The organism is Bifidobacterium saguinibicoloris, assembly GCF_019331725.1.
Classification (GTDB): Bacteria; Actinomycetota; Actinomycetes; order Actinomycetales; family Bifidobacteriaceae; genus Bifidobacterium; species Bifidobacterium saguinibicoloris.
The window spans coordinates 244,056-258,490 of sequence record NZ_JAHBBF010000001.1 but is presented as its reverse complement, the minus strand read 5'-3'; the positions used below and the strand labels follow the sequence as shown (position 1 = coordinate 258,490).

The 14,435-nt window shown below is 64.0% G+C and carries 10 protein-coding genes; 7 read left to right on the top strand and 3 right to left on the bottom strand.

Going from position 1 to position 14,435, the window contains the following annotated elements; translation table 11 throughout:
• The first annotated feature begins 74 nt into the window (after window positions 1–74).
• From KIH78_RS01315 to KIH78_RS01290, 6 genes are all read left to right on the top strand, one after another.
• Window positions 75–776 (top strand): ABC transporter ATP-binding protein, encoded by a 702-nt coding sequence (locus KIH78_RS01315; protein WP_219130904.1) that lies wholly within the window; start codon window positions 75–77, stop codon window positions 774–776.
• Window positions 777–793: 17 nt separating this feature from the next.
• Window positions 794–3,235 carry an ABC transporter permease gene (locus KIH78_RS01310; RefSeq protein ID WP_219130903.1) on the top strand — a complete coding sequence of 814 codons (2,442 nt, stop codon included), beginning with the start codon at window positions 794–796 and terminating at the stop codon, window positions 3,233–3,235.
• Window positions 3,236–3,335: 100 nt separating this feature from the next.
• The gene (locus tag KIH78_RS01305; RefSeq protein ID WP_219130902.1) at window positions 3,336–4,313 is read left to right on the top strand and encodes an AEC family transporter; all 978 of its coding nucleotides are present in this window, start codon (window positions 3,336–3,338) and stop codon (window positions 4,311–4,313) included.
• A 125-nt stretch (window positions 4,314–4,438) separates the two neighbouring features.
• Window positions 4,439–5,146, top strand: coding sequence for a L,D-transpeptidase (locus tag KIH78_RS01300; protein WP_219130901.1), 708 nt, complete (start codon window positions 4,439–4,441; stop codon window positions 5,144–5,146).
• A gap of 150 nt (window positions 5,147–5,296) precedes the next feature.
• Window positions 5,297–6,127 carry a histidine phosphatase family protein gene (locus KIH78_RS01295; protein ID WP_219130900.1) on the top strand — a complete coding sequence of 277 codons (831 nt, stop codon included), beginning with the start codon at window positions 5,297–5,299 and terminating at the stop codon, window positions 6,125–6,127.
• Between the two features lie 107 nt (window positions 6,128–6,234).
• Entirely contained in the window at window positions 6,235–7,545 is a 1,311-nt protein-coding gene (locus KIH78_RS01290) for a uracil-xanthine permease family protein (RefSeq protein ID WP_214314972.1), read from the top strand.
• A gap of 80 nt (window positions 7,546–7,625) precedes the next feature.
• Here KIH78_RS01290 and KIH78_RS10790 read toward each other — a convergent pair whose 3' ends face one another.
• The 3 genes from KIH78_RS10790 to KIH78_RS01275 all read right to left on the bottom strand — a co-directional run bounded on the left by KIH78_RS10790 (window position 7,626) and on the right by KIH78_RS01275 (window position 13,975).
• Complete coding sequence (locus KIH78_RS10790; RefSeq protein WP_219130899.1) at window positions 7,626–10,361, bottom strand: tetratricopeptide repeat protein; 2,736 nt, start codon at window positions 10,359–10,361, stop codon at window positions 7,626–7,628.
• Between the two features lie 74 nt (window positions 10,362–10,435).
• Window positions 10,436–12,859 carry a YobI family P-loop NTPase gene (locus KIH78_RS01280; protein WP_219130898.1) on the bottom strand — a complete coding sequence of 808 codons (2,424 nt, stop codon included), beginning with the start codon at window positions 12,857–12,859 and terminating at the stop codon, window positions 10,436–10,438.
• 108 nt (window positions 12,860–12,967) lie between these two features.
• The gene (locus KIH78_RS01275) at window positions 12,968–13,975 is read right to left on the bottom strand and encodes an AraC family transcriptional regulator (protein WP_219130897.1); all 1,008 of its coding nucleotides are present in this window, start codon (window positions 13,973–13,975) and stop codon (window positions 12,968–12,970) included.
• Between the two features lie 261 nt (window positions 13,976–14,236).
• Here KIH78_RS01275 and KIH78_RS01270 point away from each other — a divergent pair, with 261 nt between their 5' ends.
• A complete protein-coding gene (locus KIH78_RS01270) occupies window positions 14,237–14,422 on the top strand; it encodes a hypothetical protein (protein ID WP_219130896.1) in 186 nt (61 codons plus the stop codon).
• Window positions 14,423–14,435 lie beyond the last annotated feature (13 nt).

Sequence of the window (14,435 nt, the reverse complement as noted above, 5' to 3'; positions counted from 1 at the left end):
TTGGTAGTGCGATCGCGACAGGACGAAACGACGCGTGCGGACGAGCCGCACGCAGGAGGAGACGAGGCATCATCATGTCATTCCTTGAATTCCATGACGTGGTCCGTCAGTACGGCAGCGGCGAATCCGCCGTGCTGGCCCTGAACCATGCAACCTTCGACATCGAGCAGGGCGAACTGGCCGTGATCCTCGGCGCATCCGGCGCCGGCAAATCCACGGCCTTGAACATCCTCGGCGGCATGGACCGCGCCACATCCGGCAGCGTGAGGCTCGGGGAGCGGGACGTCACGAAGGCGGGCGAGGCGGAACTGACCGACTACCGCCGCTTCGACGTGGGCTTCGTGTTCCAGTTCTACAACCTCGTGCCCAACCTCACGGCCCTCGAGAACGTGGAGCTCGCCAGCCAGATCTGCCCCGACGCGCTCGACGCCCGCGAAACCCTGGAGAAGGTGGGACTGGGGGAGCGCCTCAACAACTTCCCCGCGCAGTTGTCCGGCGGCGAGCAGCAGCGCGTGTCCATCGCACGTGCCCTCGCCAAGAACCCGAAACTGCTGCTGTGCGACGAGCCGACCGGTGCGCTCGACTACAACACCGGCAAGGAGGTGCTCCAGCTGCTGCAGGACTCCTGCCGCAGCCATGGCATCACGGTCGCGCTCGTCACCCACAACTCCGCGCTCGCGCCGATGGGTGACCGTCTGATCCGCTTCCGTTCCGGCAAGGTCACCGAGATCACGACGAACCCGGACCCGACTCCCATCGCCGACATCGAATGGTAGGGGAGGCGCATCCGACAATGAGGAAGACCGCACTCTGGAAGGACGCATGGCGCACCATCTCCGGCAACGGCAGACGGTTCGCCGCGATCGCGATCATCGTGGCCGTCGGCGTGATGATGCTCGGCGGCCTCAACGCCGTCGGACGTGACATCCGCGCCGGCCTCGACGACTTCTTCGACACGACCGGCATGCACGACGTGTCCGTGGTCTCCACGCTCGGCCTCGACGACGCCGACATCGCCGCGTTGCGCAAGGCGGACGGCATCGCCGACGCGGCCGGCGTGCGTGAACAGGGCGTGACGACGAGAGTCGACGGCAAAAGCGCGTCGGCCACGGTCACGGCGCTCAACGACCGCCATATCGACGAGCCGTACCTGAACGACGGACGCCTGCCGAAGCATGCGCACGAGATCGTCGTCACACGGCAGTACCTCGACGACTCCGGCAAGCGGATCGGCGACAAGGTCACGTTCTCGCCCGACGATTCCGCGGCGTACGCCGCGTCCGCTACGGCGACGTTCGAGGACGGCGCGTACACGATCGTCGGCGTCGTCACCGACCCGAACGACATCGTGAACCCGTCCGGCCCGCTCGCCCTTGTCTCCGGCGCCAAGACCGTCTACCCGATGTTCGTCGCGGCCGACGCGGTCGCGAACGACGCCATGCCGTACGCATCCGCCGCCGTCGCCGTCAGGGGCGCTAAGGCGATGAACACCTACGCCGACGATTATCTGGACAAGGTCGACGCCGCGAAGACGGCCATCGAAGACGCCGCCCCCGCAAACGCGAAATGGATCGTCAACGACCGCGGCGCCATCACCAGCTATGAGGACGTGAAGACGCAAAGCGAGATGATCTCCCGCCTCGGCACCCTGTTCCCCGTGCTGTTCCTCGTCATCGCGCTGTTGGTGAGCCTCACGGCCATCACACGCATGGTGGAGGAGGACCGCCAGCTCATCGGCACGTACAAGGCGATCGGCTACACACGCCGCGAGATCATGGTGAAGTACCTCGTGTATTCGTGCGCGGCCTGCCTGCTGGGCGGAGTCATCGGCGACCTGCTGGGACTCGTCGGGCTGCCGTTCGCGTTCACGCGGAGGATGCTGACGAACATCTACGTGCTGCCCTCATATCCGCTGCTCGTCGACTGGCGTCTCGCCGTCGGCGGCGTGCTCCTGTTCGTCGCCGTCATCACCGGCGCCGCGACGGCCGCATGCGCGGGCTCGCTGCGTCTCCAGCCGGCCGAGCTCATGCGCCCCAAGGCGCCGAAGGCCGGCAGGACCATCATCCTGCAGCGTATCGGATTCATCTGGAACCACCTGAGCTTCCTCGGCAAGGTGACCGCGCGCAACCTGTTCCGCTACAAGTCCCGCGCGCTCATGGTCATCATCGGCGTTCTCGGCTGCACCGCGCTCATGACCGCCGGATTCGGCATGGGCTCGTCCGCACTGACGCTCATGCCACGCCAGCACGGCGAGATCTCCCTCTACGACGTGATGGCCGTCACCTCCGCCGTCGACCACGACAAGGCGCAGCAGGCCCTCGACAAGGACAGGGACGTGGAATCCACGCTGCCCCTGCAGCTTGGCTCCGCCACCCTGTCCTCCCCGGATTCGGACGGCGGGAAGATCGCCGCGCAGCTCATGGTCATCCCCGACGGGGAATCCCTTGACGGCTACATCGACCTGCACACGACGGACGGCGCGCCAATCGGGCTGCGCGACGCGGACGGCATCGTCGTCACCGCGAACGCCGCGAAAAAGCTCGCGCTCGTCGCGGGAGACAAGGTCGACATGGCCGACGCGATGGCGGACTCCGCCACGCCGCGCGTACACGCGCTCGCCCAGTACTACACCGGCAACGTCGTGTTCATGACCCGGTCCGCATACGAGAAGGCGTTCGACGCCGACTACGCACCCAACGCCGACCTCATCACGGTGAAGGGCGACGACGACGCGCAGATCGCGTTCGCCAATCGGCTCGCCTCGCAGGACGAATACCTGTCCGTGACGAGCTCCGCGAAACAGGAGCGCGACTTCTCGAAGAGCTTCCTCACCTTCTTCGTGATGATCGGATTCATCGTGGCCATGGCCGCGATCCTCGCCGTCGTGGTGCTGTACACGCTCGCCTCCACGAACATCTCCGAACGCGAACGCGAACTCGCCACCATCAAGGTGCTCGGCTTCCGCCGCCGCGAGGTGCACGGCTACGTGAACAAGGAGATGCTGCTGCTCTCCGCGTTCGGCATCGCCATCGGTCTGCCGTGCGGGCGCGGACTGCTCGGCTTCCTCGTGAGCCGCCTCGACCTGCCCGGCATGAACATCGTGCCCAACGTGCTGTGGTACTGCTATGCGGCGGCGGCCGTGCTGGCGTTTCTGTTCACGCTGCTGGTGGGCCTCGCCACGAACCACGCGCTCGACCGCATCGACATGGTCGGCGCGCTGAAGAGCCCCGAGTGACGGGTCCCGCCTCCGCGGCCTGCACCGCGGAGACGGCTCTTCTCCGGCCCCGAGTACGTTGAGTGACGGTTCGGAACGGCGGAAAAGGAGAGACGACAGCATGGAGCAGTTCGACATCGTGCTCGGACAGATGATCGGCATGGCCGTGATGATGGCCGTCGGCTACATCTGCGTGAGGACCCGCGTGCTGAACGAGGCCGCGCTGAACGGCATCTGTTCGCTCATCCTCAAGGTCGGCATCCCGCTGCTTGTCTTCTCCAACGCCGTGGCCGGCACCACGCGTGCCGACCTCATCGGCTCCGACGCGATCATCGTGATGACCCTCGTCATGTACGGGCTGCTCATCGCCGTGTTCACCGGACTGTCCCATCTGCTGCGGCTGAAACGCGAGCGTGGCCGCATGTTCCGCGGCTGCTTCGTGTTCGGCAACGCAGGGTTCATCGGCCTGCCGCTCGTCATCGCGCTGTTCCCCACCAAGGGCGCGCTCTACTTCGCGCTCATGTCCCTCGTGGACCAGTTCCTCCTGTGGACGTACGGCGTGTGGACGTGCAGGAAGGTCGACGACCGGCAATCCACGGCCGACGAGCATCCCTCGCGCGGCTGGCTCGACCGGCTCGCCCCGCTCGTGAGCCCCGCCCTCATCGCCGTCGTGCTCGCCGTCGCCCTCATCCTCGCCGGCGTCCACGTGCCCGACGTGGTCCTCGCCCCGCTGCAGAAGCTCGGCGGCGTCGCCTCGCCGCTGTCGATGGTCTACCTCGGCGGCCTGTTCGCCATCCGCGACTGGACGGGAGTGCTCAGGCGGTACGAGCTGTATGTCGGAGTCGCCGTCAAGATGCTCGCCTTCCCGATCGGCTTCTACGCGCTGCTCGCGTTCGTGCCGCCCATGATCGGCCTGCCGGCCGCGAACCCGGACATGGTCCACATGATGACGATCATCGCCGGACTGCCCACCATGAGCACCATGGTCATGTTCGCCGAACGTGAACGCAACAACCCCGAATACGCGATCGGCATGGTGCTCGTCACCACCGTGGCGAGCCTGCTCACCCTCACCGCCGTCTCCTACCTCGTCTTCTGACCGTCCTTCCAGACGGCCTCCGGACTGTTCCGGACAGATAGGCTCCGACGTGCGGACGGGCCTCCCATCGGCTACCATGGTCGAGGAAACATTCGGGAACGATTCAGGCGAGGACGGTCACGTTCATGGCGGCAAGGCATTCGCAGCGGTATGTCGGACAGCATCGCAAACACACCGACGTGATGGTCGTCGCGCAGGCGGCACTGTGCGCCGTGCTCGCCGTGCTCATGTGCGCCATGTTCGTGCTGTGGCAGGCCCGCGCCGCCGAACGGGACGAGGCGCTCGCGAACATCGAGGCCGCCCGGACCGCGAAGGCCGTGCAGGCCAAGGCGCACGCCGAAGCCACCAAGACGTTGAAGCGGGACAAGGTCCCCGCCTTCAACCAGGCCATCCAGGAACAGCGCGAACGCGACCGGTGGACGAACCCCACCGGCGGCCAGCAGCCGAACCTCGCCGATTACGCGGACCTGAGCGTGGACGTGAGCCTCGCCGACCAGAAGGTGTACGTCAAGTCCGCCGGGACCACCATCTACACGATGATCGCCAGCACCGGCGTCGACGACTCCACGCCCCACGGCTCGTACGTCATCAGCGCGCGCGGCACCCACTTCTACAATCCGAACGAGCGCATGGGCGCCGACTACTGGGTGCGGTTCAAAGGCCCCTACCTGTTCCATTCGGTGCCGACCGGCGTCAACGCCGGCGACTATCTGGCCGACGAGGCCGCCAAACTCGGTCATCCCGCCTCGCACGGCTGTGTGCGTCTGAGCATCGCCGACGCGAAATGGTTCTACGAGCAGATGCCGTCAGGCACGCCCGTCACCATCGCCTGACGGCGTGACCCCGGCGGGGAGACGGACGAATCCGAACGCCGGGTGAACAGTGGCTTACGGGGCGTCGCCGCATGTCGCGGCGGCGCCCCTCGTCCATTACGCTGGGACCAGCGTCATCGAACCGAACAACCGGGAAAGAGGAACGAACCCATGAGCATGCCGCTCGACCTGTATGTGATCCGGCACGGGGAATCCGAGGCGAACATCATCGTCAACGCCGGCAACAGGGGCGACAACTCCCTGTACACGCAGGACAACGTCACCGTGCCGGACCGTTCGTGGAGGCTCACCGCCGTGGGCCGCAAGCAGGCGGACTGCATCGGCCGGTGGCTCGTCGGACAGCAGCAGCTGTTCGACCGCTACATGGTCTCCCCGTATGTGCGGGCCCGGGAGACCGCCGCCACCATGGCCCTGCCCAAGGCCAAATGGGAGGAGAACCGCGTCATCCGGGAACGCTCCTGGGGCGAGATCAACACCATCACCAAGGACGACTTCAAGACCAACTACGCGCGCAACTGGATGTTCAAGAACACGGACCCGCTGTACTGGCGTCCACCGGCCGGCGAATCCATCGCCGACGTGTCCGAGGACCGCGTGCACAACGTGCTCACGTCGCTCACGCGCAAATCGGACATGGGCAGCGTGGTCATGGTCACCCACGGCGACTTCATGCTCGCCCTGATGCTCACGCTCGAAGACCTGTCCGACGAGGAGTTCCTGCACCGCGCCGAATCGCCCGAATGGGCGATCACCAACTGCACGTGCCTGCATTACACGCGCCGCGACCCGGAAAGCGGGCGCACCTCCAAGCGCGTGCGCTGGGAGCAGACCGCACGGCCCGTCCTCGACGAGGAGACCGGCAAATGGGAGATCAAGGTCGAGCCGTGGCGCGAATTCAAACGTCCCTACCTGTCCAACGGCGACCTCGTCGACGTGGTCCACGCGGTGGACCCGCACCTGCTCGAATACTACGGCAAGTGACGCCGGAATCCGGCGGGACGCTCCGGCGTGACGACGGGCGGCTACAATGGCTTCGAATCGCGGGGATGCGGTATGCCCCGCAAGAGAGAAGCTAAGGAGAGCCGCTTATGAGCGAACCCAAAGGCAACATCTTCCAATGGAAACTGCACGGCGACGGCAGGACGCTGGCGCCCGGCGAGGTCGTCGAACCCGACGAGCGCCTCACCTGGACGCGCACCGCGGGCATCGGCGCCCAGCACGTCGTCGCCATGTTCGGCGCGACCTTCCTCGTGCCGATCCTGACGGGCTTCGACCCGTCCACCACCCTGTTCTTCACCGCGCTGTCCACGGCGCTCTTCCTGCTCATCAACAGGAACGTGCTGCCGAGCTACCTGGGCTCCAGCTTCGGCTTCATCGCGCCGATCGCCGCGGTCACCGCCGCCCACTCCGGCTTCGAGGGCATCGCCATCGCCAGCTTCGGCATCCTGTCCACCGGCCTGCTGCTCGCCATCGTCGGCGTGGTCGTCCACTTCGCGGGCTCCAAGTGGATCGACATCATCATGCCGCCGGTCGTCAACGGCGCCATCGTCGCGATTATCGGCTTCAACCTCGCGCCCAGCGTGTGGAACAACTTCAAGGCCGCGCCCGACACCGCGCTCGTCACGCTCGTGGCCGTGCTGCTCGTCGCCGTGCTGTTCCGCGGGCTGGCCGGACGTCTCAACATCCTGCTCGGCGTGATCATCGGCTACGCGTACGCGTGCGCCCGCGGCCAGGTCGACTTCTCCGCCATCGGCAAAGCCGCGTGGATTGGCTTCCCGCACTTCCACACCCCGCAGGTCGACTTCTCCATCCTGCCGATGTTCCTGCCCGTCGTGCTCGTGCTCGTCGCCGAGAACGTCGGCCACGTCAAGTCCGTCGCTCAGATGACCGGCCGCGACTACGACGACCAGATGGGCACCGCCCTGTTCGCCGACGGCCTCGGCACCGCGATCGCCGGCTTCGGTGGCGGCTCCGGCACCACCACGTACGGCGAGAACATCGGCGTCATGGCCGCCACCAAGGTCTATTCGACCGCCGCCTACTGGTGCGCGGCCGGCTTCGCCCTGCTGCTGAGCCTGTGCCCGAAGTTCGGCGCGATCATCAACACCATCCCCGCCGGCGTGCTCGGCGGCGTCACCACGCTGCTCTACGGCATGATCGGCATGATGGGCATCCGCATCTGGGTGGAGAACAAGGTCAACTTCGACAAGCCGCTCAACATCATGGTCGCCGCGATCGTGATGATCATCGCCATCGGCCAGTTCGAGTTCGCGTTCAACGGCATCCAGTTCAACGGCATCGCCATCGGCACGATCGTGATCCTCGTCGCCTACCACGGCCTCAAGGCCATCGGCAAGGCCACCGGCACCATCGCCAAGGACGATCCGGACATCCTGTAGCCGCTGCGGCTGTGCTGGCAGCGGCTATGACTTGGGGCGCTTCCTCGTGTGAGGAAGCGCCCCTTTTGTTGTGCCTGTCATTATTCAGCCGGTGCTGTGTTCCGCTGATCCAGCACGTCCTGCAGGACTTTGATGTTGACGAGTTGCAGTCTGCGTGCCTTGTCGTTGTCGCCGGACCGCCTATATAGCTCCTTCAAGTCCTTCATCACGCTGATGGCACGATACAGCATGTCGTCGGTTTGCCGGTCGGGCGGCGTGCTGTCGATCTTCATCTCATGGCAGCGCATCAGGTTATATGTGGTGCGCTGCAACTGCGGGAGATGCCGATCGCCATCGTTCTGCAGGTTAAGCTGCCGGTACAGGCTCAGCGCATGCTCGTATTCTGCGATTGCCTCGTCAAACCGGGCCATGTCACGGTGCAGCGTGGCGATGTTGTTCCATGCCTGCGCTTCGAGGGAGGCGAATCGCGCTGGATTGCGGTGTGCCTGCTCCTGCCGCGTGTGCAGCACCGACTGTAGCAGCGGCTCGGCTTCGTCGAAGCGTTTGAGGTCCGTGAGCATGATCGCGTAGCTGTTCTGTACGTCGGCGATTAACGATTGGTAGATGCCGGAATCGTGCTGGTCCACATCCTCGTAGATGTGCAGCGCCTCCTTGTATTCACGTTCGGCTTGATCGTACTGCTTGATGTCCGGGCTGCTGTGCAGATCGGCAAAGTTCCTAAGCGTTCGAGCCATATCGAGTTGGTATAGATCAATTTGGGGATTGGCAGCGACGATCTGCTTCTGGATGCGCAGTGCTTCCGCGTATTCGCCTGCGGCCTTGCCATATTCATGTTGCTCGCTGTGCAGCAGAGCGATGTCGCTAAGGATTATAGCCACGTTGGATTTGTGGAAGTCGGATTTGGCTTCAGCGAATTGGCGGTAGATGTTGAGCGCTTCCTGATATTCGCCTTCGGCTTGCTTGTACTGGTGCAGGTATCTGTGCATGTCGGCGAGACCGTTGAGGGTCGCGGCCACGTCAAATTGGTATGCGTCGGGGTTGGTTTCGGCGAGCTGCCGCAGGATGCTGAGCGCTTCCTGATGTTTCTGTTCGGCCTTCTCGTACTGGCGTAGGTCACGGTATAGGGTGGCGAGGCCGTTGAGGGTCGTGGCTACATCAAGTCGGTATGCGTCGGGGTTGGTTTCGGCGAGCTGCCGCAGGATGCTGAGCGCTTCCTGGTATTCCTGTTCGGCCTGCTCGTACCGGTGCTGGTCGCTGTGGAGGTTGGCGAGGTTGCTGAGCGTCATGGCCAGGTCGGGCTGGTAGTAGGTGCTGGGGTTGCTCTGGGCGAGCTGGCGCCAGATGCTGAGCGCTTCCTGGTATTCCTGTTCGGCCTGCTCGTACTGGCGTTGGCTGCTGTGGAGGTTGGCGAGGTTGCTGAGCGTCATGGCCGGGGCGGTCTGGTAGTAGGTGCTGGGGTTGCTCTGGGCGAGCTGGCGCCAGATGCTGAGCGCTTCCTGGTATTCCTGTTCGGCCTGCTCGTACTGGCGTTGGCTGCTGTGCAGGATGGCGAGGTTGCTGAGCGTCATGGCCAGGCCGGTCTGGTAGTAGGTGCTGGGGTTGCTCTGGGCGAGCTGGCGCCAGATGCTGAGCGCTTCCTGGTATTCCTGTTCGGCTCGTTCAGGCTGGTTCCTGCGAACATGCACTGCCGCGCAAAGCGTGTGAGTGTCGGCGATCATCGGCATATACCGCGCGTAGTCCATGTGATCGGCCAGCTGCTGGTATGCATCGATGGCCTTATGCCATTCCTGCAATGCCATATCTGCTGCATTCTTGTCGTCGCTGTGCTTCCTGCTGCGTCGATCCGCACGCTTGGCATTGCGCGCGTGCGTCGTCGCATCGAGGCGCAGAGACGCAATGGGATCGGTATCGCGTAGCAGCCGGTCAAGCACTACGCGCAGCGCATCGGTCTGACTGGGGTTGGTCAGAATCGGCATGATGCCCAGCGAGCCGAGGAACTTGATCTGAGCGTCGCGTTGCCGGGGATCGCTCGGCGCGGGAATGATGGCCACGTGATCATGGCGGGCGCTGCCAAACTGCTTCACCAGATCCAGCACATGCGTCGGGTCGGCTCGCATGCTGTTCTCGTCGTAGGGGAGTCCTTCGTACCCCAGCAGCAGCAGCGGTCGTTCGCTCATCAGCTCATGCAGCGCGGTGGCGAAGGGGCTGAGAGTTGCATCGTCATATACATGTGCACATTGCTGGTCGGTGATGATGAACTGCTGCTGGTTGGCCTGTGCAATGCCGAGTGCCACGCCGAACGCATGGGCGACGATGGGGGATCCGTTGGCGTCAGGATCGTCCGGGGCGATGGTGACGGGCGATTCGCCGGCCCTTTTGTATGCGAGCTCGATCCGGCGGTTCAGCATCGTAGTGACGACGCCGTCGGGGGACAGCAGGGTGATTGCGGTCAGCAGCAGACTGGTGCTAACCGCAATGTTCTTACTGTCAGTGATGATTCTCTGCGCGAGTAGGCGGTTAACCAGTGGCTCTCCCAGCGTATCGATGAGCTGAGTGGCGGCCTCAGACAGGTTGCCGTTATCGATGATCTGCTCGATGCCGTGGCGGCGATCCGGCTCGGACACGCTTCCGGCGACCTCTCGGAGCGCCTGCCGGTATGTGGGCATCGGGTTAGGGAATGCTTCGCCGACGACTGGCAGAGGACGCTTCGCGCGAGTGTCAGCATCATACGCCGAGCGCAGCACATCATAGGCTGCGCGGTTGCCTGCACTGAGCGCGGCGTCCCAGTCCAGTATGCTGTCGAGCGAGGCTTCCACTATGCGTCCTTTCTGCGCGTGCCTGACGGCGTGCGATTGCGCCTTTATTGTACCGATATTGCATAGCCTGCGCGCTATACGGGATTGTTGTCCTCTTCTGTGTCGTCGGCGTCGTCGGTGTCGTCATTCGGTTCACTGCCGATGCCGGTGTCGTTGTCGGGCATTGGCATCGGCGGCATATTGAGACGACTGCTAGGTCGGCGCCTATCGGGGCTAGAAATGTCATCGGCTCTTTCGGCATTTTCCATGGCCCTGCTTGTTTCGGTGCTTGATTCTTCGCTTTGGCTATTCGACGTATGAGCTGTTGCAGTCGACTTGTCAGCTTCGTCCCTTGTTGCATTCTTCTCGTTGGCGGAACTGCCATAGAAGGCCCTCTTGAATGGTTCTATGTTGGTGGCATCGAACTGGGCTTTGATGCCATTGACATCCTTCGCGTATGTATCTGCGTCTACCGGATTATTGGCATCCTTGGCGAGTTGTTGCAGCCTATCGTAGAGGTCGCGCGCATTCGTGTACACGGCGCTGCTCTCGGCACTTTTCGCCTTGCCGTCAACCACAGGGGTGGGATTTTTGATGTGCTTGCCGATAATCCTGATGATGCAGTCCTTGATACGTTGACGTTCGCTGTCGTCCGTGATGCGCCATGCGTCCATATTGGCAATGCCGTAGACAGTGTCGAGCATGCTGCGGTTGAGCAGCAGGTAGGGGCAGCGGCGCTCGATGAGGTCGAGGCCGACGTGATGGGCGAGTGCTTCGGCGAGATCGCCCAGCGTAGTCGAATCCAGTGGCTTTTCCCATGTGTTCCGCCGCTCTTCCGTGGCGCAGTAGGGATCCCAGTCGGCAGCCTCCTGCAGCAGGGCGAAGGTAGCGGGGGAGAGGCGGCTCTCCCAGTCCACGAGGTATGCCAGATAGTTGTCGTCGAACAGGCCGAACCTGATGAATTCGCGCACCATGTGCGGCAGCGGCGCATCGGATGCATGGTCGCGGTCGTGGATGAGCGATGTGAATTCGATGTCGCGCCTGATGATCTGCAAGGTCAGGTGCGGATAGGCGATGCGCATGGCGCAGGCGGCAAGACACTCATCGGGACTGAAATCAACGGCGGGGAAGGTGTCGTGCTGCATGCGCTCGACGGTCATGGCGTACAGGTTCTTCACGTCCAGCAGCGTGCGCTGGTCCGGCAGCTCGCTGCGGATGAGGGCCAGCAGGTCCGCGTTGCTCGGATTACCGCCGACCTGCGCGCCGCCGGTGTTGTTCTGCTGCGTGTTGTTCTGCTGCGCATTGTCCGCGGAATTCGCGGTGCGTGCGGAATCCGCGTCGCCCAGCACGGATGCGATGTCGTATGCGGGCGAGATGAACGGGCGCAGATAGACGCTCACGTCGAAGAACTTCGCCTTCGTCTCGGCGGTCACGGCGCCTGGCTGCCGTTCTTTCCACTTGCTGCCAAACACCCTGCTCGCCTCGTAGCGGTTCGGATCCAGCGCCTCGTCGCCCATGACATAGATGAACGTCACGGGAGGCTTGCCCTGTGCTTGCCGCGAATCGTTGATCAGGGTGTTGAGCTCGCGCAGTTCGTAGTAGATGTCGAACTGGTCCACGCGATCAAGATCCTCGAAGATGACGAACCGGATCTTGGCGCGTTCGATGAGGAAGACGATCTCGTCGATGTACTTGTCGAAGATGTCGATGTTGCCTCGCTCGTCTGCCTTGAGCTCGATCGTTTCGATCGACGCAGACATGCTCGACGGCTTCCACGGCAGATTGCGCACGAAGAACGTGGCGATGCCGGCTGCGACTGCCATAGCGACGGCGAGCATGAATTTCGGGCTGTTCCCCCAGAACTGTCCATCCCGCATCCGTGCCCAGATTCCCGCGAATCCGATGCCATTGGGAATGGCCGACAGCACCGTTGTAATCAGCAGCGCCAATGCGAAGACGGCGCCAGCGGTCGTCAGCGTTCGCCGCCAGGAACGGCTGCTGTACAGGCGGCGGTAGTGCGATCCGTTCACGACCGACGGGTCTGTGCTGTAGATCAGCTGCTTGACGATCTCCTTCTGAATGTCCTGCTTGATCTGATCGTGCTTCGCCTTCGTGTCGACCGACTGCATGATCTCCGACGACTTCACCAGAATGCATGGCGGAATGATTGGACCTAGTTTTGCGTCAAGGCGCTGCAGGATCGAATGAAACTTGGATTGCGCGTTCTGGTACCGCTTGGATTCCTTGTCATCCGTTTTTGCGGCGTTGCGCCCCCACGTCAGGCGGTTGAGGAAGCCCTTGAGTACGCTGCTCTTGCCGCTGCCGAACGTGCCCATGAGCGCTACGTTGCGCGGGGCGTCCATGGGATCGTCGGGATTGCAGACCGTGTAGAGCCTGCGGGCGTAGTCCTCGTGAAAGTGGGGATCGTAGTGCGGCACCAGCGAGTCCAGTGAATCGCTGCTCGGTGCACTGCTTGCCGTGTTGCTAGCTGCGCTGCCTGCTTCGCTGCCGCCTGCCATACTGCCCCCGTTCCTCGGTATGGTCAGCATCATACGCCGCCGCGATGATCGCCGCCGTGCGCGTCGTCTTGCGGCGACGCGGCCTCATGCGCCGGTCCATGTTGGCCCCTAGGACCGGGTGCCGCGGTAGGCATTGGGGGTCATGCCGAGGCGTTTGCGGAACACGCTGATGAAATAGCTCGACGACGAGAACCCGCAGGCGCGCGCGACCTCCGCGACGGCGCCGTCCGTCCCGGCCAGCAGCCGCTTGGCCTCCTCGAGCCGCCGTTCGGTCAGGTACTCGTTCGGCGTGCGGCCCACGTACCGTCTGAACAGCGCGCAGCAGCGGCTGCGGCTCACCGCGCCGGCCCGGGCGATGTCTTCCAACCCCAGGGGTTCGGCGAACCGGCTCTGCACCATGCCGGTCATCTCCAGCACGACGATGCGGTCGCGCTGGTCCGAGGAGCCGTCGCCCCCGTGTGTGGCGCCGCCCGCCCCGGTGGAGGCCGCGGCCGGACGGAACCGGTCCAGCACCTTGCCGTACAGGCCGATGGCGGTCGCCGCGGCCGGCAGCGGGTCGATGTCCGGCCAGTGCCCCGACGCCGGGTCCGCGAGGGAGGACGCCGGCCCACGCGCCGGCCGTTCCCCGTGCAGCTGTGTGACGAGCCGGTCGATGCCCATCAGCACGTCACGCTGCCAATCCACCCCGGAGGAGAGCAGCAGGAAATCGTCCATGTCCTGTCCGAACGCGCGTTCGCAGCGTGTCCGCACGGAGGGTGCGACGCCTTCGACGAGCGATGGCCCGATCACCGCGCATGAGAACCGGGCGTCCCGATGTTCAGGCGAGAACCCGTAGTGCAGACGCGACGAATTGACCACCATGCCTTCGCCCGGCCGCAGCAGCGTGACGCTGCCGTTGACGAAATAGCGCATCTCGCCGCTGACCACGCGGATGAACTCCAGATCGCGATGCCAATGGCATGCGCACCGGTAGTCCGCGAAGATCGACAGCGCATCGCACTGCGCGTAGATCGGCAGCCCCGGCACCGTGTACGGCACCCGCTCGGACAGGTCCGACAGCACCGAGATCCGTTTCAGCCCCGCCTGCCCTGCCGGATCCGCAACCGTGTCCGTCATACGCCGCCTCCCGTGTCCGCGTCCGTACCGCCGCCGTTCGTCGCACCGCATCGCGTGATTCCGCCCGGACCATCATCGAAATACGATTTTACTATTCATCGGTCCGTAAGCGACATTTCGCGCCCTGTGGCGCGTTGCCGCCCGGCTTATCCTGTAACTAGCTTCCAGCTGCAGCGGAAAAGCGAAACGACAATCCAAGAATCGCACATGTCCGGCGGATGATTCCGACATCCGTCCGGCATGCCATACCGCTAAGGAGCAATGATTGCGATGCGTAGCCACACCACCGGAACGTCCCTGATCGTCCGTCTCGCCTCCGAGTACGGAACCCTGATCGATGATTTCTTCGCCGTCGCCCGCGGCTGGGTCGCCGAGCATCTGGCTCATCCGGACGAGGAGAACTGGTTCGCCATGTGGTACCCCGCTTCCGCCTCCCAGATCGCCTGACTTCCGGTGCCGG

Coding starts and splice junctions, on each gene's coding strand:
- KIH78_RS01280 (WP_219130898.1), bottom strand. CDS start 12,859: ATGGCAGGCGGCAGCGAAGCAGGCAGCGCAGCTAGCAACACGGCAAGC.
- KIH78_RS01300 (WP_219130901.1), top strand. CDS start 4,439: ATGGCGGCAAGGCATTCGCAGCGGTATGTCGGACAGCATCGCAAACAC.
- KIH78_RS01305 (WP_219130902.1), top strand. CDS start 3,336: ATGGAGCAGTTCGACATCGTGCTCGGACAGATGATCGGCATGGCCGTG.
- KIH78_RS01270 (WP_219130896.1), top strand. CDS start 14,237: ATGATTGCGATGCGTAGCCACACCACCGGAACGTCCCTGATCGTCCGT.
- KIH78_RS01275 (WP_219130897.1), bottom strand. CDS start 13,975: ATGACGGACACGGTTGCGGATCCGGCAGGGCAGGCGGGGCTGAAACGG.
- KIH78_RS01310 (WP_219130903.1), top strand. CDS start 794: ATGAGGAAGACCGCACTCTGGAAGGACGCATGGCGCACCATCTCCGGC.
- KIH78_RS01315 (WP_219130904.1), top strand. CDS start 75: ATGTCATTCCTTGAATTCCATGACGTGGTCCGTCAGTACGGCAGCGGC.
- KIH78_RS01295 (WP_219130900.1), top strand. CDS start 5,297: ATGAGCATGCCGCTCGACCTGTATGTGATCCGGCACGGGGAATCCGAG.
- KIH78_RS01290 (WP_214314972.1), top strand. CDS start 6,235: ATGAGCGAACCCAAAGGCAACATCTTCCAATGGAAACTGCACGGCGAC.